The sequence below is a fragment of the Streptomyces sp. NPDC054783 genome, assembly GCF_053611725.1.
The window spans coordinates 319,056-338,844 of record NZ_JBSHAY010000005.1; the positions used below are offsets into that span (position 1 = coordinate 319,056).

Genomic DNA, 19,789 nt, shown 5'->3' on the forward strand with positions numbered 1-19,789 from the left:
AAAAGCGGCCCGGGCGACACAACTTGCGTAGTTCTCCTACGACTTGGCCCGCCCGGCACGTACGTCATTCGTGCGCGGGGATCACTCGGGGAAGACTCTGGCATATGCCGGAAGCACCACCGTATCGTGTGGTGCCAAATCCCTTACGGGGCGTCGCGGGCTGTGCGAGAGTCGTAACGGTCCCCCCGTCCTCCCCGACCGTCTCGTCCCCAACGGAGTGCGTCATGCCGTCACCGGTCTCCGCGGACCGCTCAGCCGCCCAGCCACCCGGACCCGGCTCGGTGGAGGCGTTGATAACGCAGACGCGGCGGCTCAAGGGCGACGTGGACGCCGTAAGGCGGGACACCCCGAGCGACGGCGAGGATCCGGCGGAACGCTGGCAGCGCGCCCTGTACGACCTCGCCCTGCACCAACTGGACGACCTGGACGCCCACTTGGCCCAGCTCCGGGACGGACCGGCCGCCGAGCCCGCCGAACCGGTCGGGGCACCCGCCCGCCGGCCCGCGCCCGCCGCCGCCCCGAGCGGCTCGCTGATCAGCCGGGTCGGCAGCGCGGAGTGGAACCTGCTGACCGACGAGGCGACCTGGTCCGGGGAGCTGTACCAGATCCTCGGCCTGGACCCGGACTCCCCCGCCCTCACCCTGGACGAACTGCCCTCGCTGGTCCTGGAGGAGGACCGGCCGAAACTGACCGCGATGGTGACGGACTGCCTGGTCGACGGCAAACCCATCGACGGCGAGTTCCGCGTCGTACGGCCCGAGGGCTCCGTGCGGGCGGTGCACATGATGGGCGAACCCGTGCTCGGCGCCGACGGCGGCACGTCCTCGATGTGGGCCGTGCTGCGCGACGTCAGCGAACTGCGCCGCTGCCACCGGACGGTGAGCGAGACCCGTGACTCGCTGCAGCGTCATCGCCGGCAGGAGCAGACCGAGCACCGGATCGCGGCAGAGCTGCAGGAAGCCGTGCTACCGCCATGGCGCGGCTCCCTGCGGCTCCCGCACCAGGGGCCGCGCACCCTCGACCTCGCCGCCCGCCGCCTCCCCGCGGCGACGACCACACCGCTCGGCGGCGACTGGTACGACGCGCTGGAACTGTCCGACGGCGACACCCTGCTGAGCGTCGGCGACCTCACCGGGCACGGGGTGGCCGTCGCCTCCGGGATGGCGATGCTGCTCGGTGCCGTACGCGGTATGGCGCTGGCCGGCAGCCCGCCCGGTGAACTGCTCGGCATGCTGAACCAGTTACTCGACGCCACCGTCCAGCCCGCACTCGGCAGTGCCGTCTGCTGCCGCTACCGGCCGCAGAGCCACACCCTGGTCTGGGCGCAGGCGGGACACCCCGCCCCGCTGCTGTACCGCGACGGGACGGGGCGCATGCTGAAGGCACCGGACGGCGTCCTGCTCGGCGCCATCTCGGGCGCCGTCTACGGGCAGGCCGAAGAAACCCTCCGGCCGGGCGACCTCCTGCTGCTGCACACCGCCGGGCTGGTGCCGGGGCACAGCCCGAGCGCGGCCGTGGACCGCCTGCTCGACCTCGCCCCGCGGTTCGGCGCGGCGCGCACCGCGCGGGACTGCCTGCGGGCGGTGGTCGAGGAGTTCGGCGGAGCCGGACGCGAGGACGACGCCTGTGTGCTCGTCGCCAAGGTCACCGCATGAGTTGACGTCAACGACGAGTCGAGGTCACTGACGGAAGCCGGCGCACAGGCCCCGTGCCTGTGCGCTCACGCCTGTGCGCTGCGCGGTCCCTTGGGCCTCGGCTTGGGCAGGGCGAGCCGGATCTCCTCCCGCAGTTCGTGGATCCTGGGATAGCCGGCGTACTCCGCGGTCAGCCGGTACATCTGCCGCAGCCGGTCCCAGGTGCGACCGGAGGAGTTCGAACCCATCGACATCAGGGCCAGCCGGGCGTAGCGGTCGGCCTGTTCGGGGTCGTCGGCGATGAAGCAGGCCGAGGCCATGGACAGATGGTCGAAGATCTTCGACCGCTCCCGCCCGTCGACGCGCAGGCACAGGGCCTTCTCCGCGTAGTGCTGGGCGTGCGCGGCCGCGCACGGGTCGAACTCGGCCAGCGTGCGGTAGGCCAGGGCCTGCATGCCGTACAGGTCCTCGTCCTTGAAGGTCTGCATCCAGTCCAGCGGTTCGCCGTCGCCCCGGTCGGCGACGAACATGTCCTCCGCCTGGCCGAGCGTGCGGCGCATCGCCTGGCCCTTGCCCATGGAGGCCTGCGCCCAGGCCTCGATGGTGTGGAACATCGCCTTCGTGCGCGGCTGGAGCCGGTCGCCGGCGCCGTCCTGGGCGAGCTTCATCAGGTCCAGGGCGTCGTCGGGCCGGCCGAGGTGCACCATCTGCCGGGCCGCCCGGGACAGGGCCTCACCGGCGCGCGGCCGGTCTCCGCCCTCGCGGGCGGCATGGGCGGCGATGACGAAGTACTTCTGCGCCGTGGGCTCCAGGCCGACGTCGTGCGACATCCAGCCCGCGAGGACCGCGAGGTTGGCGGCGACGCCCCACAGGCGCCGCTGGAGATGGGGTGGATGGTGGTAGGCGAGCATGCCGCCCACCTCGTTGAGCTGGCCCACGACCGCCTTGCGCTGAAGCCCGCCGCCACGGGCCGCGTCCCAGGCGCGGAACACCTCGACCGAGCGCTCCAGTTCCTCGATCTCCTGCGACCCGATGGGGGCGGCCTCATAGCGGTCGAACCCAGCGGGGTCGGCGTGCAGGGGGTCGTCGAGGACGGGGGCGTCGGCCTTCAGGGCCGGGTCGGTGTGCAGCCAGTCGTACATGGCGCTGCTGAGTGTGGATCCCGCGGCGAGCGCGGCACCCGCGCCCACCAAGCCGCGTCGGTTGAGCATGAGGTCCATTCCCGTGAATTCGGTGAGGACCGCGGCGGTACGTTCGGGCGCCCACGGCACGCCGTCGGGATGTTCCTCGATCCCGTCGCCCTGCCGATTCCCCGTACGCCCGTGCCGCACCAGACCGAGGTCCTCGATGGTCACGACACGGCCGAGACGCTCGGTGAACAGGGCCGCCAGCACCCGCGGTACGGGATCGCGCGGGATCTCTCCCATGTCGATCCACCGACGGACCCGGGAGGTGTCGGTCGACAGCTGGGGGTGGCCCATGGCCGCCGCCTGCTTGTTGACCAGCCTCGCGAGTTCGCCCTTGGACCAGCCGGCCAGGCCGAACAGGTCCGCAAGACGGGTGTTGGGTTGTCCGCTCACATCAAGCCCCCAGGTTCTCGGCTGAGTTGACAGTAGCCCGGCGGAGGTTGCCGGGCGACTATTCGCCAGGGTTCGCCAGGGCCCGCCAGATGGTGTGCCACTGGGCATCGGGTGTCGAGTAGGAACGCGCCACCCCGACCCGGTCGCCGCTCGCCTCTTGTGGAGCCTCGCGGGTGCATTCCCCAGGGTGCACCCGGGCGGCCGGGCCGGGCAGGCGCATGCTCGCAGTGCATGCGAACGGAGTACGGGCTCCCCCGCGCTCCGGCCCCGCGCATGTGCCCCGAGCACGCACCACAGGCAGGCACCGCAGGCACACGAAGGGATCTGTATCTCCCATGTACGCAGCATCGTCCTCCGTGTCCGCCCCGCCCCGGCCGCTGCGTTCCCGCCCCGCGGGCGGCGGGCCGTACCTGGACCCGGCAGCGCGTCCGGGCGGCCCCGTGCCGGTCGCGGGCCGGCTCCGGCGGGTGCCGGGCCAGGTCGGCACCCAACCGCTCAGCGGGAGACTCGACTTGTCCGGTCCCCAGGGCGCGCAGCTGCGCACCGCGATCGCATCGGTGCACCGGATCTGTCCGGAGTTCACCCCGGTGCAGGTGCTGCGGCGCAGCGGACGGTCCGTCCTCCTCGTCGGGACGACCGGGCGCGGCGCGGCCGTGGCCAAATGTCTGCTGGACCACTCGCCCGCCTGGGCCGAGCGGTTCCGCCACGAGATAGCCGCATACCGCTCGTTCGTCCGGCACCGGCCACCGGTCCGCGTGCCCCGGCTGATCGCGGCGGACCCGGACAACTGCACCCTGGTCATCGAGCGGGCGCCGGGCCGGGTGGCGGCGCTGCAGCGTCATCCGGCGGAGGCGCCGCCCCGCCCGGACATCCGGGCCGCGCTGGGCGCGATCTGCCGGGTGAACGCCTGGCGGCCCCCGGCGGGCATCTTCGACATGCCCCTGGACTACGGGGCCCGGATCTCCCGGTACCACGAGCTCGGGCTGCTCACCGACCGGGACCTCGGCGATCTGCAGAAGCTGCTGCACGGCATCGCCCACGAGGTGGGCCGCCACGGCATGCTCCAGTTCAACCACGGCGACGCCCTGCTGTCGAACATCCTGCTGTCACCGGCCGGTCCAGTGCTGGTGGACTGGGAGCACGCGGGCTGGTACCTGCCGGGGTACGACCTGGCGACGCTGTGGCTGGTCCTCGGGGACGCGCCGGTGGCCCGGCGGCAGATCAGCCAGATCGCCCAGTCGGCGGGCCCGGCCTCCAGGGACGCCTTCCTGGTGAACCTGATGCTGGTGCTGACCCGGGAGATCCGTACCTACGAGACCGCCGTGCAGCGTTCGATGCACGAGGTGGCCCCGGCGGCACCGGGCCTGGCCCACCCCGGTGCTGCGCCGTCCGGCGAGGAACAGCGGCTGCTGCTCAGGCGGCTGCACGACGACTGCCAGATGGCCCGCAAGGCCGTCCGAGCGGCGGTCGGCACTCGCTGACGGGGACGACGGTTCCGCGGTGCGCCAGAGCGGCGGCGCACCGCGGACCTTCGTGTGTCCGGGCCCGGTGGCCACTGGTGTACGCCAGTGACGCCCCGCAGGCCCGCGCACCGCCGTCGGGAAACTCGCCGAAAGCCCATCGCGACATGGGAAATCGCCCTCCTGAAGGCATCATTGACGGATCGTCGGCCAGCCGGTACCACTGACCCAGCTCGGCGCCGCACGCCCCGCCACGCCCGCCCGTCACAGGAGGCCGCATTGCGAGGTTCCGCCACTGTTTCCACGTCCGCACCCGGCCACAGACAGCTGCGGCGGGCCGCCGGTCCGCTCGCCTCGGCGGCCCTGCTGGTGCCGCTGCTCGGCGCGGCCCCCGCGCAGAGCGCCACGGACTCCTCCGCGGGCCGGCTGCAGCAGGCGTTCGCCAACGCCGCGGCCGAGTACCACGTGCCGCAGAGCGTCCTGCTGGCCGTCTCCTACCTCCAGTCCCGCTGGGACTGGCACGCCGGCGCGCCCAGCGTGTCCGGCGGTTACGGTCCGATGCACCTCACGGACGCCCGGACCGCGATCGCCACCACGGAGCACAACGCCGAGGGCTCGGAGGACGCCCGCGGAGACGGCGAGCGCGCCGCCGTGCACCCGGCCGTCAAGGTGCCGGCCGAGTCCGCGCTTCCCGCCCGTCTGAAGACGTTGCCGAAGGCGGCGCAGCTGACCGGCCTGACGGCCGAGGAACTGCGCAGCGACCCGGCGGCCAACGTGGCCGGCGGCGCGGCCCTGCTCGCCGCCGCGCAGAAGGAACTGGGCGAGCCGCTGAGCGCCGACCCGGCCGACTGGTACGGCGCGGTGGCCCGCTTCTCCGGCGCCGACGACGGGGCGACCGCGGCGACGTATGCCGACGACGTGTACGACGTCCTGCGCACCGGCGAGGAGCGCACCACGGACGACGGCCAGCTGGTCGCGCTCGCCGCCCAGCCGCGGCTGACCGCCGACACCGCCCAACTGCGGCGGGCCGGGCTGGACACGCTGCCGACGGACGGCGTCGAATGTCCGAGCTCGGTGTCCTGCGAGGCGGTCTGGGCGCCGTACGCGCAGTTCGGGAACGACGACTACGGCAACCACGACCTCGGCGACCGGCCGGTGTCGCAGAGCATCAAGTACATCGTCATCCATGACACGGAGGGCGCCTGGGACGGGGTGCTGAACCTGATCCAGGACCCGACCTATGTGTCGTGGAACTACACCATCCGCTCCACGGACGGTCTGATCGCCCAGCACGTGAAGGCGAAGGACGTGGCCTGGCACGCGGGCAACTGGGACGTAAACGCCCGGTCCGTCGGCATCGAGCATGAAGGTTTCCTCGCCAACCCGGACGCCTGGTACACCGAGGCGATGTACCGCTCCTCGGCCCGGCTGGTGAAGTACCTGGCCAGGAAGTACGACATCCCGCTGGACCGGCAGCACATCCTGGGCCACGACAACGTGCCCGGCCCGACCACGTCCACCATCCCCGGCATGCACACGGACCCGGGTCCGTACTGGGACTGGCGGCACTACTTCCAGCTGCTGGGCCACCCCTTCAAGCGCACGGCCGGCAAGCAGGGCGGGCTGGTGACGATCCTGCCGGACTACGCCGAGAACCAGCCGGTGTACACGGGCTGCACCACCGGCGGCGAGGCGTGCACGGCGCACGGCTCCAGCGAGGTGCGGCTGTACTCGGACCACGACGTCAACGCGCCGCTGGTCAAGGACATCGGGCTGAAGAAGGACCCGACCGAGGACGTGAACGACCTGTCCTCCCGGGTCTCCACCGGCCAGCAGTACGCGGTCGCGGACCACTGGGGCGACTGGACGGCGATCTGGTACCTGGGCCAGAAGGCCTGGTTCCAGAACCCGCGCACGGCTCCGGCCGCGGTGCCCGCCAAGGGCCTGGTGATCACCCCGAAGGACGGCCTGGCGAGCGTCCCGGTGTACGGCAGGGCCTACCCGGAGAAGGAGGCCTACCCGGCGGGAGTCCCCGCGCAGTCGGTCGTCCCGCTGCCGTACACGATCCCGGCCGGACAGACGTACGTGGTCGGTGACGAGGTGCCGGGCGAGTACTACTACTCGGTCACCTTCACCACCGACTCGCACCGGGTCGTGATGGGCAAGGACCTGTACTACGAGATCCAGTACGGCCACCGGGTGGCCTTCGTCCGCGCCGCGGACGTGACCCTCGAGGGCTCGGCCGGCTGACCGGCGCGGGCGGACTCAGCCCTGCTGGAAAAGCTCCGCCGGGAGCGGCTTCAGCAGGGCGTACAGGTCGTCGGTGATGGGGCGGTCCCAGGCGGCGATGGTGACGAGGACGCCGTCGCTGCGGTCGAACTGCACGCAGGAGATCCGGGACTCGGACAGCTTCAGCCGCCGCACGATGAGGAGGTTGTCGCCCTGGAGGACCGGGGTGTCCTCGACACCGACGACGGTGATCTCCTCGTCGTTCTCCAGCGCGAGCAGCAGCTGGCCCACCTCGAAGGGGATCTCGTCCTCGGCGACCTCGCGGGCCGGGGAGCCCTCGGGGAGGTTGCCGATGATCATGGCGGGGCCGCGGCCGCCGAAGAGGTCGTAGCGCAGGAAGACACCCTGGCAGGTGCCGTCGGGCGCGGGCAGCAGACCCGCGCCGAGGTTGCCCGGCCAGTCGCCCGGGTCCATGGCCAGCACGTCGAAGTCGGGTCCGGCTGGGGTGGCGCTGCGGCGGCGGAGGAACGACATGCGGCCATGGTACGTGGGCTCCGCCGGAAGTGCGGAGCGGCTCCGCCGGAACGGCCGTGACAGGGCCGTCGATCGGCTGCGGGTCCGTTGTGGCTGGTCGCGCCCCTCGGCGGGACCGGATACCGGACACGGCCCCGCGCCCCTCGGGCGCGGGGCTGCCGCTCAGTTCAGGGGGCAGTTGCCGAGCAGCGTTGCCGGGCCGGCGTCGGGCGGGCGCGGGACCGTGTGGTCGGCGGGCGGGAGGGCGGTGCCGGAGATCCAGCGCTCCAGTGCCTCGAAGGCCGAGTGGTGGCAGGGGACCATCGGGCGGAGTCGGTCGGGGAAGGCGTCGACGAGTGAGTCGGTGTGGGTGCCGTCCTCGATGCGGTAGTAGCGCAGCAGGGCGCCGCGCCCGGCCGCGTGGACCATGCGGGCGTAGACGTCGGAGTCCTGGCTGATCGGCAGCAGCACGTCGAGGGTGCCCTGGATGGTGATCAGCGGTTTGCCGAGGCGTCCGGTGAGGGCGATCCGCTCGACGGCGCGGTGGACGGCGGCGGGCCTGGCCGCGTAGTCGTAGTCGGCGTCGCAGCCCGGTGTGCCGGAGGCGCAGAACGGGGTGCCGGCCTCGGTGGCGCCGTCGTAGCCGGGGTCGAGCTCCTCCCGGTAGATGCGCTGGGTCAGGTCCCAGTAGACCTGGTAGTGGTACGGCCACAGGAACTCCGAGCCGGCCGGGAAGCCGGCCCGGTGCAGGGCGGCCTCGGCCTCGGCGGCTCCGGGGCCGCCGGCCGCGTACGTGGGGTAGTTGCGCAGGGCCTGCGGCAGGAAGGTGAGCAGGTCGGGGCCGTCGGCGCGCCAGAGGGTGCCCTCCCAGTCGACTCCGCCGTCGTACAGCTCGGGGTGGTTCTCCAACTGCCAGCGGACCAGGTAGCCGCCGTTGGACAGGCCGGTGGCGATGGTGCGGGCCGGGGGACGGTGGTAGCGCTGGGTGACCACGGCGCGGGCGGCACGGGTGAGCTGGGTGAGGCGGGTGTTCCATTCGGCGATGGCGTCGCCGGGCCGCTCGCCGTCGCGGTAGAAGGCGGTGCCGGTGTTGCCCTTGTCGGTCGCGGCGTAGGCGTAGCCGCGGGCCAGCACCCAGTCCGAGACGGCCTTGTCGTTCGCGTACTGCTCGCGGTTGCCGGGCGTCCCGGCGACGACCAGGCCGCCGTTGAAGTGGTCGGGCAGCCGGATGACGAACTGGGAGTCGTGGTTCCAGCCGTGGTTGGTGTTGGTGGTGGAGGTGTCGGGGAAGTAGCCGTCGATCTGGATGCCGGGCACGCCGCTCGGCGTGGGCAGGTTCTTGGGGGTGAGTCCGGCGTAGTCGGCCGGGTCGGTGTGGCCGGAGGCCACGGTGCCGGCGGTGGTCAGCTCGTCGAGGCAGTCGGCCTGCTGGTGGGCGGCACCAGGCACCCGGAGGGGGGCGCGGCCGGCACAGTGGCCGTCGGATGTGCCGGTGGGTGCCGCCGTGGCCGGGGTGGTCAGCAGCAGGCAGGCCGCGGTGAGCGAGAGTGCGGGGAGAACGGCTCGGCGGGTGGGCCGCCTGTGCGGTGTGGTCGGCATACGGGTTCCTCCGGCTGTGGGTGGATGCGCCGGAGGCTAGGGGCGGAGTGGGCGCGCCGGACATGTGTGCGGCCGCCATGAAGACGGCCCCGGCAGCATCGTCGGCCACCATGACCGACCGTGTCGCAGAAGGCCGTCGCGATCGGCGAGTTGGGGCAGGCCGCAGTCGTCGGGCGTGGACCTGCGCGATTCTGGGTGCAGCCGTGCAGGGCCGGGACGACCGGTGGGTGCCGGCGGGGACGCGGGCCGGTACAAGTGAATCGGGCCGGTACAAGCACATGCGGGGGGCGCCCGGGTTGGATCCGAAGTCGCTCACCTGAACGGGCGTCACGGAGGCGAGGGCGGCGGGCACGGGGCCGACGAGCGCGGTGCCGTGGACTGCGGCGGCGACGGCGAGCAGGCGCGGAAGGAAGCGGGGGAAGAACGCGGGGAGCGGGGAGCGGGGAGCGGGGAGGGGAACACGAGGACCGGATAGGGGAACACGGCAGGGCGCGGGCGCGGGGTGGCGCACACAGCGCCGGGGATGGCGGGACCTTATGCAGGCGTGTGGGCCGCCACCATGGCGCGGGGCACCACAGCCGAGACCGACCCAGCCTCGGCGCTGCCCGGCCTCGGCTCCCGGCGTTCACTCCCCCGGCGCCAACGGGGGCACCACCGCGATAGGGCTCGCCGCGTGCAGCAGGACGGCCTGGGTGACGGAGCCCATCATGCGGGCCGGTGCGAGCAGGCGCCGCCGGTGCCGGCCGACTACGACCAGTTCGGCGTCCCTGGACGCGGCGACGAGATGGCCGGCCGCGTCGCCGGGCAGCGCCTCGGCGTCGGCGCGGACCTCGGGGTGGCGCTCGCGGTGCGGGGCGAGGAAGCCCTCGGCGAGGGCACGGATCTCGTTCTCGACGGCGCCCTGGTCGATCTGGGGCGGCACCGGCTGGCCAGGGGCGGACCAGGCCTGCACCGGCCACGGATAGGCGGCGATCACCTGGACGCGCGCGCCGCGCAGGGCGGCCTCGGTGAAGGCGAGGGTGAGGGTGGCCTCGTCGGGGCTGTCCGCGTGCAGGCCGACCACCACCCGGGGTCCGGGCTCGGCCGGACCGTCGCCGTGCACCTGCCGACCGGGCCGGGGTACGACGACCACGGGGCACTCGGCGTCCCGGGCGGCGGCGAGCCCGTTGGAGCCGAGGAGCAGGCTGGCGAAGCCGCCGCGGCCCCGGGAGCCGAGCACCAACAGCTGGGCGTCGGTGCCGAGTTCCGGCAGCACGGCGCCCGGTACGCCCTCCAGGGCGACGTACTCGACGGCAGGTTCCGCGCCGCGGTTCGCGAGCCGGGTGCGAACGTCGTCCAGCACGGGATCGCCCTCCGCCTCGGGCGGTGCGGCGACCAGCACATCGGCCTGGCCCCAGGCGGCGTACTGCCGTACGTGCACCACCCGCAGCGTCGCGGCGCGGCGGCGGGCGGCGTCGAAGGCCCAGTCCAGCGCGCGCAGGCTGTCGTCGGAACCGTCGACCGCGGCGATGACCGGCGCAGTGCTCATCGTCCCTCACCTTTCGGAACACGACCTTCCCCTTGCTCGGGCCAGCCTGACGCAGGCCTCGGTCCCAGCGGGGTCCTGCTGGTCGCGTGTCCGGAAATCCGCGCGGAACACCCCCGGTTCGGCTGCCGGTGCACGCGCGGTGCCGGTCCGGTTCGGGTGGTGGTGCCGGTCTCGCCGCCGGGCCGGATCAGGTGAGGTCGAACTCCCCTTCCCGTGCTCCGGAGACGAAGGCACCCCACTCCGCCGGCGTGAAGATCAGGGATGGGCTCTCCGGACGGCCGCTGTTGCGCATCGCGATGAAGCCCTCGACGAAGGCGATCTGGACATCGCCCAGCCCTCGGCTGCTGGACTGCCACTCGGCCTTGCTGAGGTCCAGCTGCGGCTTGTCCCAGCCCGTGAGCGGCTTCTGCTGGGTGGTGGTCTCGGCCACGTCCGTGCTCCTCCCGGTTCGTCGTCCGCGGGCCAGCCTAGCGACCGCTCACGATGCCCAACAGGCCACGTGGGGACGACTTTCAGGTCTCCGGTGGCAGCGCTCCCACGAGCCACATGGAGAAGAACTGCGAGCCGCCTCCGTAGGCGTGCCCGAGCACCCTGCGGGCGCCGTCGACCTGGTGTTCTCCGGCCTGGCCGCGCACCTGGAGGGCGGCCTCGGCGAAGCGGATCATGCCGGAGGCGCCGATGGGGTTGGTGGAGAGCACTCCGCCCGACATGTTGACGGGCAGGTCGCCGTCGAGTTCGGTCACCCCGGACTCCGTGAGCTTCCAGCCCTCGCCCTCCTCCGCGAAGCCCAGGTTCTCCAGCCACATGGGCTCGTACCAGGAGAAGGGCACGTACATCTCGACGGCGTCGATGTCCCGGCGCGGGTCGGCGATGCCGGCCTGCCGGTAGACGTCGGCGGCGCAGTCCCTGCCGGCCTGCGGGGAGACGAAGTCCTTGCCCGCGAACAGGGTCGGCTCGCTGCGCATGGCGCCGCCGAGCATCCAGGCGGGCGGGCGGGGCGCGCGGGCGGCTCCGGCGCAGTCGGTGAGGACCATGGCGCAGGCGCCGTCGGAGGACGGGCAGGTCTCGGAGTAGCGGATGGGGTCCCACAGCATGGGTGAGGCCTGGACCTTCTCCAGGGTGATGTCGTGCTCGTGGAGGTGGGCGTAGGGGTTCTTCAGGGCGTTGCGCCGGTCCTTGTAGGCGACGAGGGAGCCGACGGTGTCGGGGGCGCCGCTGCGCCGCATGTAGGCGCGCACATGGGGGGCGAAGAACCCGCCGGCGCCGGCGAGCAGGGGCTGCTGGAAGGGGATCGGCAGGGACAGGCCCCACATGGCGTTCGACTCGGACTGCTTCTCGAAGGCGAGGGTGAGCACGGTGCCGTGGACGCGGGCGGCGACCAGGTTCGCGGCCACCAGCGTGGTGGACCCGCCGACGGAGCCGGCGGTGTGCACCCGCAGCATGGGCTTGCCGACGGCGCCGAGGGCGTCGGCGAGGTACAACTCGGGCATCATCACGCCCTCGAAGAAGTCGGGCGCCTTGCCGATGACGACGGCGTCGATGTCGGCCCAGGTCAACTCGGCGTCCTGAAGCGCCCTTCGGGCCGCCTCGCGGACGAGTCCGGCGATCGAGACGTCCCGGCGGGCGGCGACGTGCTTGGTCTGGCCGATGCCGACGACGGCCACGGGCTCCTTGCTCATCGTGGATCCCCTTCGAGTACGGCGACCAGGTTCTGCTGCAGGCAGGGGCCGGAGGTGGCGTGGGCGAGGGCACGGTCGGACGCGCCGCGGTGGATGCGGGCGGCGGCCTCGCCGATGCGGACGAGTCCGGCGGCCATGACGGGGTTGGCGGCCAGCGCTCCGCCGGAGGGGTTGACGCGGACGTCGTCGCCGAGGCGGAGGGCCCGGCGCAGGATCACCTCCTGCGAGCTGAACGGCGCGTGCAACTCGGCGGTGTCGACGGGCCGTTCGAAGGCGCCGGCCCGCTCGGCGGCGAGCCGGGTGGACGGTGAGTCGGTGAGGTCGCGGACGCCGAGGCCGTGGGCCTCGATGCGGTGGTCGATGCCGCGGATCCAGGCGGGCCGCTCGCACAGCTCACGGGCGCGCTCCCCCGCCGCGAGGATCACGGCGGCCGCGCCGTCGCCGACGGGCGGGCAGTCACCTGTGCGCAGGGGCCGTACGACGTAGTCGCCCTGCGGCACCGGCCCCTTGAGCTGGGCGTGCGGATTGGCTTCCGCATCCGTGCGGCTGCGGGCGCCGACGGCGGCGAGCGCGGATTCGTCGGTGTGGCCGGCGTCCATGAGGGCCTGTGCCTGGAGGGCGGCGAGGGCGATGGAGTCGGGCCACAGGGGGGCGACGTAGTAGGGGTCGAGCTGGCGGGTGAGCACGTCCCGCACCGAGCCGGGCGAGCACTTGCCGTAGGAGTAGACGAGCGCGGTGTCGGCGTCGCCGGTGAGCAGCTTGGTCCAGGCCTCGTACAGCGCCCAGGCGCCGTCCATCTCGACGTGCGACTCGGAGATCGGCGGCCAGGCGCCGACGCCGTCGAGGGCGAGGGTGAAGGAGAAGGCGCGGCCGGCGAGGTAGTCGCTGGAGCCGGAGCAGGTGAAGCCGATGTCGGCGGTCCTGAGGCCGGTCTGCTCCAGGACCGCGTGGAGCACCGGCATGAGCATCTCGACCTCGGAGGACTCCTCGGTGGAGCGCCGGTGGTCGGTCTGGGCGAAGGCGACGACCGCGATCTCCCGGGTCACAGCAGCTCCTTGTAGGTGTCGTAGTCGGCGTCGGGTTCACCGGTGGGCCGGTAGTGGTCGGGGTAGCGGGTGCCCTCGGTCCACACGGGCTCCACGCGCAGGCCCATGCGCACCTGGTCGTAGGGGATGCCGCCGATCCGGGCGTGCAGGGCGAGGTCGGCGCCGTCGAGGGCGATGTGCGCGTAGACGTAGGGCACCTCGATGTCGAGGTTCTTCGCCTTGATGTTGACGATGCAGAAGGTGGTGACTGTGCCGCGGGGACCTACTTCGACCTGTTCCGTTGTGGCCACACCACATGTGGGGCACGCACCCCTGGGCGGGACGTACACCTTGCGGCAGGAGGGGCAGCGTTCGCCGACGGTCCGCTGTTCGGAGAGGGCGTCGATGTAGGCGGACTGGGCGCGGCCGGGCGAGTAGGTGTAGTCCAGGCGGGCCGGGGCGACGATCCCGGTGAGCGGGTCCGCGAACTCGCCGGTGTGGCCACCCGGTCGGTGGGGCTCTGCGGCGTACGGCTCGAAGCAGGCGATGTCGGTGATGGCGCCGGTACGTTCCCCGGCCCAGCGGATGCGGACCCGCATTCCGGTGTGCACGGAGTCGGGGCCGGGGGCGTCGAGGGCGTGCAGCAGGGCGGTGTCGGCACCGTCGAGCCGGACCAGGACCCAGGCGAAGGGGGCGCCGAGGGGCTGACCGCGGCGCGGCTCGTGGTTCCACGCCCAGGTGGTGACCGTGCCCGTGTTGGCGACCTCCACCAGGTCGCCGAGCTCCTCGGCGGTGACGGGGTCGTACTCGACCGGCGGGACGAGAGTGCGTCCGTCTGCGGTCTTCACGCCGAGGACGACGCGTTCGCGCAGGCCGGTGAGGAAGGCGCTCTGGACGGGGCCGAGGGAACGGGTGAACGGGAACTCGACGACGAGGGGGGCTTTGAGGACTTCGGGCATCGGGAACCTGCCTCCTTCGAGCAAGGTCGGTGCGGTCGCGGCCCAAAGGGGCGCGGGGCATTGCCATATGCGGCTCCGCCGAGGTGGGGGTCCCCGGGTGGAGCGTTACGCACGCTTGTAGACGGGGCGCCGCTTCTCCGCGAAGGCGCGGGCGCCTTCCTTGGCGTCGGCGGTGTCGAAGACGGGCCAGCCGCGCGCGAGTTCGGCCGCGAGGGCGTCGGTCTCCGTCATCTCGGCGGTCTCGTACACCGACGCCTTGACGGCCTCGACGGCGAGCGGCCCGCAGGCGTTGATCTGCTCGGCGATCTCCAGGGCCTTGCCGAGGGCGGTGCTGTCGGGGACGACATGGCCGATCAGCCCGATGTCCGCGGCCTCCCGGGCGCTGTACGGCCGTCCGGTGAGCAGCATCTCCAGGGCGTGGGTGCGCGGGATCTGGCGTTGCAGTCGCACGGTGGAGCCGCCGATCGGGAACAGACCGCGCCGGACCTCGAACAGGCCGAAGGTCGCGGACTCGCCCGCGACCCGGATGTCGGTGCCCTGCAGGATCTCCGTGCCGCCCGCGACGCAGTACCCCTCGACGGCGGCGACGACCGGTTTGCGCGGGCGATGGTGGCGCAGCATCGCCTTCCAGTGCAGGTCGGGGTCGGCCTTGAGCCGGTGGCGGTACTGCTCCCCTTGCATGCCGTTCCCGGCCAGCGCCTTCAGGTCCATTCCGGCGCAGAAGGAGCCGCCGGAGCCGGTGAGCACGATCGAGCGGATCCCGTCGTCCGCGTCGGCCTCGAGCCAGCCGTCGTACAGGCCGACGAGCATCGGAAGCGAGAGCGCGTTCCTGGCGTCGGGCCTGTTGAGCGTGAGCACCAGTGTGGCGCCCTCGCGCCGCACGGTGAGGTGTTCCGTCCCGCCCATGGACTTGTCTCCCCTCGGTGAGAACGAGAACAGGTTGCAGTAGGCGGCGAGGCACTTCAAGGGAGCTTCCGAGGTTTTCTGACAGGCAGTCAGATTTGTTGGGCGCGAGCCCTTCACAGTTGCCGCGGGCTTTGCTCTGATGACCGGCGTACGACCGATGCGCCTTTGTTCGCCAGGACTGCCGGGGTCAGGAGGAGCGGTGGAGTACAACCTTGCCGACCTGTTCGAGTCGGTCGTCGACGTGGTCCCGGACCGCGAGGCGCTCGTGTACGTCGACCATCCAGGCACCGGCGCGGAGCGCCGCCTGACCTACGCGGAGCTGGACGCGGCCGCCAACCGCATCGCCCACCACTTGACCGGCAGCGGAATACAGCCCGGCGAACACCTCGGCCTCCACCTGTACAACGGCGTCGAGTACCTGCAGACGGTGCTGGCCTGCCTGAAGGCGCGGATCGTCCCGGTCAACGTCAACTACCGCTATGTCGAAGAAGAGTTGGTGCATCTCTACCGGGACGCCGATCTGGTCGCGCTGGTCTTCGACGCGGAGTTCGCGGACCGGGTGGCGGCGGCGCTGCCGCGGGCACCGAAGCTGCGGCATCTGCTGCGGGTGGGCCCGGAGACGGCCGGGGTGCCCGGGGCGGTGCCGTTCGGCGACGCGGAGGCCTCCGGTTCACCGGCCCGGGGTTTCCCTGCACGCTCGGCCGACGACCAGTTCATCATCTACACCGGCGGCACGACCGGTATGCCCAAGGGCGTGATGTGGCGGCAGGAGGACCTGTTCTTCGCGGGGCTCGGCGGCGGGGCGCCGACCGGGGAGCCGGTGAAGACGCCGGAGGAACTGGCCGAGCGGGTCGCCGCCGGGGGCTCCGGGATCACCTTCTTCCCCACTCCGCCGCTGATGCACGGCACCTCGACCCTTACGGCGTTCATCGGCTTCAACTTCGGCCAACGCGTCGTGGTGCACCGCAGGTTCGTGCCGCAGGAGGTGCTGCGGACCGTCGAGAAGGAGAGGGTCACCAGCATGTCGCTGGTCGGCGACGCCATGCTCCGGCCACTGATCGACGCGCTGGGCGGGCCCCTCAAGGGCACGGACTGTTCGGCCCTGTTCAGCGTGTCCTCGTCCGGCGCGATCATGTCGGAGACAGTGCGCCGGCAGTTCCGGGAGCTGGTCCCGAACGCCATGCTGCTCAACAACTTCGGCTCCTCCGAGTCCGGCTTCAACGGTACGGCGACGGAGGACTCGGGCCCCGAACGCGGCTTCCGCCTGCGTGTCAACTCCCGTACCCGCGTGGTGGATCCGGTGACGCACGAGCCGGTCGCCCCGGGCGAGATCGGCCGGGTCGCCCAGTGCGGGCACGTTCCGCTCGGCTACTACAACGACCCGCGGAAGACCGCCGAGACGTTCTTCGAGAGGGACGGGCAGCACTGGGTCCTGCTCGGCGACATGGCGACGGTCGACGAGGACGGCGTGGTCACCGTGCTCGGCCGGGGCTCGCAGTGCATCAACACCGGAGGCGAGAAAGTCTATCCGGAGGAGGTCGAGCAGGCGCTCAAGGCGCATCCGGACGTGTACGACGCACTGGTCGCCGGGGTCCCGGACGCCACCTGGGGCAACCATGTGGCGGCCGTGGTGCAGCTGCGCGAGGGGGCCTCCCGGCCCTCGCTGGCCGACATCCAGAGCCATTGCCGTACCCGGCTGGCCGGCTACAAGATCCCCCGTCAGCTGGTGATCGCCGATTCCATCCAGCGGTCCCCGAGCGGCAAGGCCGACTACCGGTGGGCCCGCGAGGTCGCGGCGGCGGCCGACCGGCGGTGACGCCCGGGGTGTCCCCCGCCCCACCCACCCGGTAGCACTACTCTGCGCGCACGATCGACGCCGCTCAACTACGTTGGGTGACTGTCGGTCGAAGGGTGCCGGTCGAGGCCTTCCGCACCGGCACCGGGCCACGCACGGAAGGATCTCCGGGTGTCTCACCACACGCCTAGCCACCTACCGAGGGGCGCAGACGAGACGGGCAGCGGCCCGGAGGAGGCCGGCGCTCCCCCGACCGCCGGGGAGGCGGGGCCGGCCGCGGCACCCGGCCGGGGCGGCACGCGCGCGCGTGCCGCCCGGGGCCTGCCGGCCAGGGCCCGCCGGCTCTGGCGGCGCGTCCGCATCACGTGGGGCTCGGCCGCCGGGACCGGCCGACCCGACAGGCCGTCCTCTCTCGCGCAGGACACGGCAACGACGGCCGGCCGGCTCGCGGGGCCGGGACACATCGTGCGGGGCCTCGCCGCGCTCGCCGGCCCGCCCGGCCGGCGGACCCGTATCGTGCGGTCTGCGGCCGTGGGCGCCACCGTCCTCGCCGTCGCCGTACTGCTCGCGGCGCTGCTGCTGCCGGACCAGCCCGACCGGCTGACCCCGGCCGCGTTCGTACGGCTGCCCGCCGAGGGCATCCTGCTCGCGGCCGTACTGCTCGTGCTGCCGTCCCGGGCGAGGCGGGCCGGGGCGGCGGCGATCGGCGTGCTGATCGGGCTGGTCACGCTCCTCAAGTGCCTGGACATCGGCTTCTATTCGGTGCTGTACCGCCCCTTCGACCTGGTGCTGGACTGGGGCCTGCTGGGCAACGCGGCGGACTATGTGCGGGACACCTCCGGCCGCACCGGCGAGCTGGTCGCCGCCGCCGGTGCCCTGCTCCTCGCGGTCGCCGTCCTCCTGCTGACCGCGGGCGCCACGGTCCGCCTCACCACCGTGCTGGCCCGGCACCGCGCCCGGTCCGTCCACGTCGTCCTGGTGCTGAGCACCGCCTGGACAACCTGTGTCGTGCTCGGCCTGCAGACGGGCGCCGGGCCCGTCGCCTCCACGCTCGACGCCGGCCTCCTGAACGACCGCGCCGAACAGGTCCGCGTCTCCCTGGCCGATGCCCGGCTCTTCGAGCGCCAGGCCGCCCGCGACGCCTTCGCCCACATGCCCCCGGACCAGCTGCTGACCGGCCTGCGCGGCAAGGACGTGCTGTTCACGTTCGTCGAGAGCTACGGCCGTTCGGCGATCGAGGACCCGGTGATGGGGCCGCCGATCGGCAACGTCCTCAAGGAGAGCGACGCCGCCCTCAAGGCCGCCGGATTCCGGTCCCGCAGCGGCTGGCTGCGCTCACCGGTGACCGGTGGCGGCAGCTGGCTGGCCCACTCGACCTTCCTGTCCGGTCTGTGGATCAGCAACCAGCAGCGGTTCCGCAGCCTCACCTCCAGCGACCGGACCACCCTCACCGGCGCGTTCCGCAGCACCGGTGCCTGGCGCACGGTCGGCGTCGTGCCGGGGGTGCTGGTGGCCTGGCCGGAGGGCCGGTTCTTCGGCCTGGACCACGTCTACGACGGCCATCACCTCGACTACCACGGCCCGGACTTCGGATGGTCGCAGGTGCCGGACCAGTTCACGCTCCAGACGTTCCAGCGGCGGGAGTTCGGCAGGCGTGGCCGGGGCCCGCTGATGGCCGAGATCATCCTCACCTCCAGCCACTATCCGTGGGCGCCCCTGCCCCGCATGGTCGACTGGGCGAAGCTGGGCGACGGCTCGCTCTTCCAGCAGATCAGGAACGAGGGCAAGTCCCAGGACGAGGTCTGGAAGAACCCGGAGAGCGTGCGTGGCGAATACCGCACCTCCGTCGAGTACTCGCTGAACAGCCTCGTCGGATTCCTGCGGCGCTACGGCAACGACAACACGGTGCTCGTCTTCCTGGGCGACCACCAGCCCGTGCCGACCGTCACCGGCAACAGCCCCCGCAAGGACGTGCCGGTCACCATCGTCGCCCGGGACCCCAAGGTGCTGGACCGGATCTCCGGCTGGGGCTGGACGGAGGGCCTGAAACCCGCGGCGAACGCCCCCATCTGGCCGATGGACGGCTTCCGCGACCGGTTCCTGAGGGCGTTCGGGCCACAACCGCGCTGAAGCGGCCGACGACGGTCCTCAACGGCCGGGCCGGTCGAGGAACTCCCGCACCACGGCGAGGAACTCCTCGGGACGGCACTCGTGCACCAGGTGCCCCGCGTCCACGCTCACCAGCGAGGCTCCGGGGATCAGACCGGCGAGCCGAGCGACCTGGTCCTGCGGGATGAGGCTGGTGGGACCACCCCCGATGACCAGCGTCGGCATGGTGATCCGGTCCATGTGGTGCCACCACACAGGATCGGGCGCATTGCGTTGCTCATCGGTGGCCCGCACCATCGCCCAGTCGAACGGCAGCTCCCCCGGGGGCCGTTGGGCGGGCGGGCGGCCGGGGCGGGTCGAGCGGCACGGGTGCGCAGACGTCCTCCGGCACCAGCCGTCGTACGGCACCGGGATGACGCCGGGCCAGCAGGTAGGCGACGGTGCCGCCCGGCGAATGACCCACGACATCGGCGCCGTCGAGGCCGAGGGCCGCCAGCAGGGCGAGGACGTCCTCGCTCATCGTTTCGGCCCGGTAGCTCCCCGGCCAGTCGCCGCGTCCGTGGCCGCGCAGGTCGGGAGCGTGCACCCGGCGCGGGCGCGGGGGTGCCGCGAGCCGCTCGGCGATGTGCGTCCAGTCCGCGCCGTCCGCGCCACGGCAGTGCAGCAGCACGACGGGCGGGGCGTCCGCCGGGCCCCAGGACCGGCAGGCCGGGGTGATGCCGTTCGCCTCGACGGGGTACGGCGCCGCGGTGTCCGTGCCGGGCACGCCAGCC

At 72.6% G+C, this 19,789-nt stretch carries 16 protein-coding genes; 5 read left to right on the plus strand and 11 right to left on the minus strand.

The window, feature by feature from the left end; all coding sequences use genetic code 11:
* Window positions 1–224: 224 nt before the first annotated feature.
* Window positions 225–1,655, plus strand: a complete 1,431-nt coding sequence (locus ACWGJ5_RS13205; RefSeq protein ID WP_453309822.1) for a PP2C family protein-serine/threonine phosphatase — start codon at window positions 225–227, stop codon at window positions 1,653–1,655.
* A gap of 65 nt (window positions 1,656–1,720) precedes the next feature.
* Here ACWGJ5_RS13205 and ACWGJ5_RS13210 read toward each other — a convergent pair whose 3' ends face one another.
* Window positions 1,721–3,214, minus strand: coding sequence for a DNA-binding protein NsdB (locus tag ACWGJ5_RS13210; RefSeq protein WP_453309823.1), 1,494 nt, complete (start codon window positions 3,212–3,214; stop codon window positions 1,721–1,723).
* 335 nt (window positions 3,215–3,549) lie between these two features.
* Here ACWGJ5_RS13210 and ACWGJ5_RS13215 point away from each other — a divergent pair, with 335 nt between their 5' ends.
* Both ACWGJ5_RS13215 and ACWGJ5_RS13220 read left to right on the plus strand, forming a co-directional pair.
* Entirely contained in the window at window positions 3,550–4,695 is a 1,146-nt protein-coding gene (locus tag ACWGJ5_RS13215) for an aminoglycoside phosphotransferase family protein (protein WP_228622450.1), read from the plus strand.
* A 258-nt stretch (window positions 4,696–4,953) separates the two neighbouring features.
* The gene (locus tag ACWGJ5_RS13220; protein ID WP_453309824.1) at window positions 4,954–6,924 is read left to right on the plus strand and encodes an N-acetylmuramoyl-L-alanine amidase; all 1,971 of its coding nucleotides are present in this window, start codon (window positions 4,954–4,956) and stop codon (window positions 6,922–6,924) included.
* 15 nt (window positions 6,925–6,939) lie between these two features.
* Here the strand turns inward: ACWGJ5_RS13220 and ACWGJ5_RS13225 are convergent, their stop codons facing one another.
* The 8 genes from ACWGJ5_RS13225 to ACWGJ5_RS13260 all read right to left on the minus strand — a co-directional run bounded on the left by ACWGJ5_RS13225 (window position 6,940) and on the right by ACWGJ5_RS13260 (window position 15,112).
* A complete protein-coding gene (locus tag ACWGJ5_RS13225) occupies window positions 6,940–7,437 on the minus strand; it encodes a glycosyltransferase family protein (RefSeq protein WP_228622448.1) in 498 nt (165 codons plus the stop codon).
* 162 nt (window positions 7,438–7,599) lie between these two features.
* A complete protein-coding gene (locus tag ACWGJ5_RS13230) occupies window positions 7,600–9,015 on the minus strand; it encodes a 3-hydroxybutyrate oligomer hydrolase family protein (protein ID WP_453309825.1) in 1,416 nt (471 codons plus the stop codon).
* A 625-nt stretch (window positions 9,016–9,640) separates the two neighbouring features.
* Window positions 9,641–10,543 carry a universal stress protein gene (locus ACWGJ5_RS13235; RefSeq protein WP_453309826.1) on the minus strand — a complete coding sequence of 301 codons (903 nt, stop codon included), beginning with the start codon at window positions 10,541–10,543 and terminating at the stop codon, window positions 9,641–9,643.
* Between the two features lie 187 nt (window positions 10,544–10,730).
* Complete coding sequence (locus ACWGJ5_RS13240) at window positions 10,731–10,973, minus strand: DUF397 domain-containing protein (RefSeq protein WP_453309827.1); 243 nt, start codon at window positions 10,971–10,973, stop codon at window positions 10,731–10,733.
* A gap of 82 nt (window positions 10,974–11,055) precedes the next feature.
* Entirely contained in the window at window positions 11,056–12,222 is a 1,167-nt protein-coding gene (locus tag ACWGJ5_RS13245) for a thiolase domain-containing protein (RefSeq protein ID WP_453309828.1), read from the minus strand.
* Window positions 12,219–13,268, minus strand: coding sequence for a thiolase domain-containing protein (locus ACWGJ5_RS13250; RefSeq protein WP_453309829.1), 1,050 nt, complete (start codon window positions 13,266–13,268; stop codon window positions 12,219–12,221). The genes ACWGJ5_RS13245 and ACWGJ5_RS13250 overlap by 4 nt, the downstream gene beginning before the upstream one ends.
* The gene (locus ACWGJ5_RS13255) at window positions 13,265–14,206 is read right to left on the minus strand and encodes a Zn-ribbon domain-containing OB-fold protein (RefSeq protein ID WP_453309830.1); all 942 of its coding nucleotides are present in this window, start codon (window positions 14,204–14,206) and stop codon (window positions 13,265–13,267) included. The genes ACWGJ5_RS13250 and ACWGJ5_RS13255 overlap by 4 nt, the downstream gene beginning before the upstream one ends.
* Before the next feature lie 105 nt (window positions 14,207–14,311).
* A complete protein-coding gene (locus ACWGJ5_RS13260) occupies window positions 14,312–15,112 on the minus strand; it encodes a crotonase/enoyl-CoA hydratase family protein (protein ID WP_453309831.1) in 801 nt (266 codons plus the stop codon).
* Window positions 15,113–15,311: 199 nt separating this feature from the next.
* Here ACWGJ5_RS13260 and ACWGJ5_RS13265 point away from each other — a divergent pair, with 199 nt between their 5' ends.
* Complete coding sequence (locus ACWGJ5_RS13265) at window positions 15,312–16,928, plus strand: acyl-CoA synthetase (RefSeq protein WP_453309832.1); 1,617 nt, start codon at window positions 15,312–15,314, stop codon at window positions 16,926–16,928.
* A 150-nt stretch (window positions 16,929–17,078) separates the two neighbouring features.
* Window positions 17,079–19,037 (plus strand): sulfatase, encoded by a 1,959-nt coding sequence (locus ACWGJ5_RS13270; protein ID WP_453309833.1) that lies wholly within the window; start codon window positions 17,079–17,081, stop codon window positions 19,035–19,037.
* A gap of 18 nt (window positions 19,038–19,055) precedes the next feature.
* Here the strand turns inward: ACWGJ5_RS13270 and ACWGJ5_RS13275 are convergent, their stop codons facing one another.
* Both ACWGJ5_RS13275 and ACWGJ5_RS13280 read right to left on the minus strand, forming a co-directional pair.
* Window positions 19,056–19,256, minus strand: coding sequence for an alpha/beta fold hydrolase (locus tag ACWGJ5_RS13275; protein ID WP_453309834.1), 201 nt, complete (start codon window positions 19,254–19,256; stop codon window positions 19,056–19,058).
* A gap of 37 nt (window positions 19,257–19,293) precedes the next feature.
* A complete protein-coding gene (locus ACWGJ5_RS13280; RefSeq protein ID WP_453309835.1) occupies window positions 19,294–19,782 on the minus strand; it encodes an alpha/beta fold hydrolase in 489 nt (162 codons plus the stop codon).
* Window positions 19,783–19,789: the final 7 nt, after the last annotated feature.

What these genes read in the sequence shown, in the direction of transcription:
- ACWGJ5_RS13235 (WP_453309826.1), bottom strand. Translation starts at nt 10,543, where the DNA reads ATGAGCACTGCGCCGGTCATCGCCGCGGTCGACGGTTCCGACGACAGC.
- ACWGJ5_RS13260 (WP_453309831.1), bottom strand. Translation starts at nt 15,112, where the DNA reads ATGGGCGGGACGGAACACCTCACCGTGCGGCGCGAGGGCGCCACACTG.
- ACWGJ5_RS13255 (WP_453309830.1), bottom strand. Translation starts at nt 14,206, where the DNA reads ATGCCCGAAGTCCTCAAAGCCCCCCTCGTCGTCGAGTTCCCGTTCACC.
- ACWGJ5_RS13230 (WP_453309825.1), bottom strand. Translation starts at nt 9,015, where the DNA reads ATGCCGACCACACCGCACAGGCGGCCCACCCGCCGAGCCGTTCTCCCC.
- ACWGJ5_RS13225 (WP_228622448.1), bottom strand. Translation starts at nt 7,437, where the DNA reads ATGTCGTTCCTCCGCCGCCGCAGCGCCACCCCAGCCGGACCCGACTTC.
- ACWGJ5_RS13205 (WP_453309822.1), top strand. Translation starts at nt 225, where the DNA reads ATGCCGTCACCGGTCTCCGCGGACCGCTCAGCCGCCCAGCCACCCGGA.
- ACWGJ5_RS13275 (WP_453309834.1), bottom strand. Translation starts at nt 19,256, where the DNA reads ATGGACCGGATCACCATGCCGACGCTGGTCATCGGGGGTGGTCCCACC.
- ACWGJ5_RS13245 (WP_453309828.1), bottom strand. Translation starts at nt 12,222, where the DNA reads ATGAGCAAGGAGCCCGTGGCCGTCGTCGGCATCGGCCAGACCAAGCAC.
- ACWGJ5_RS13215 (WP_228622450.1), top strand. Translation starts at nt 3,550, where the DNA reads ATGTACGCAGCATCGTCCTCCGTGTCCGCCCCGCCCCGGCCGCTGCGT.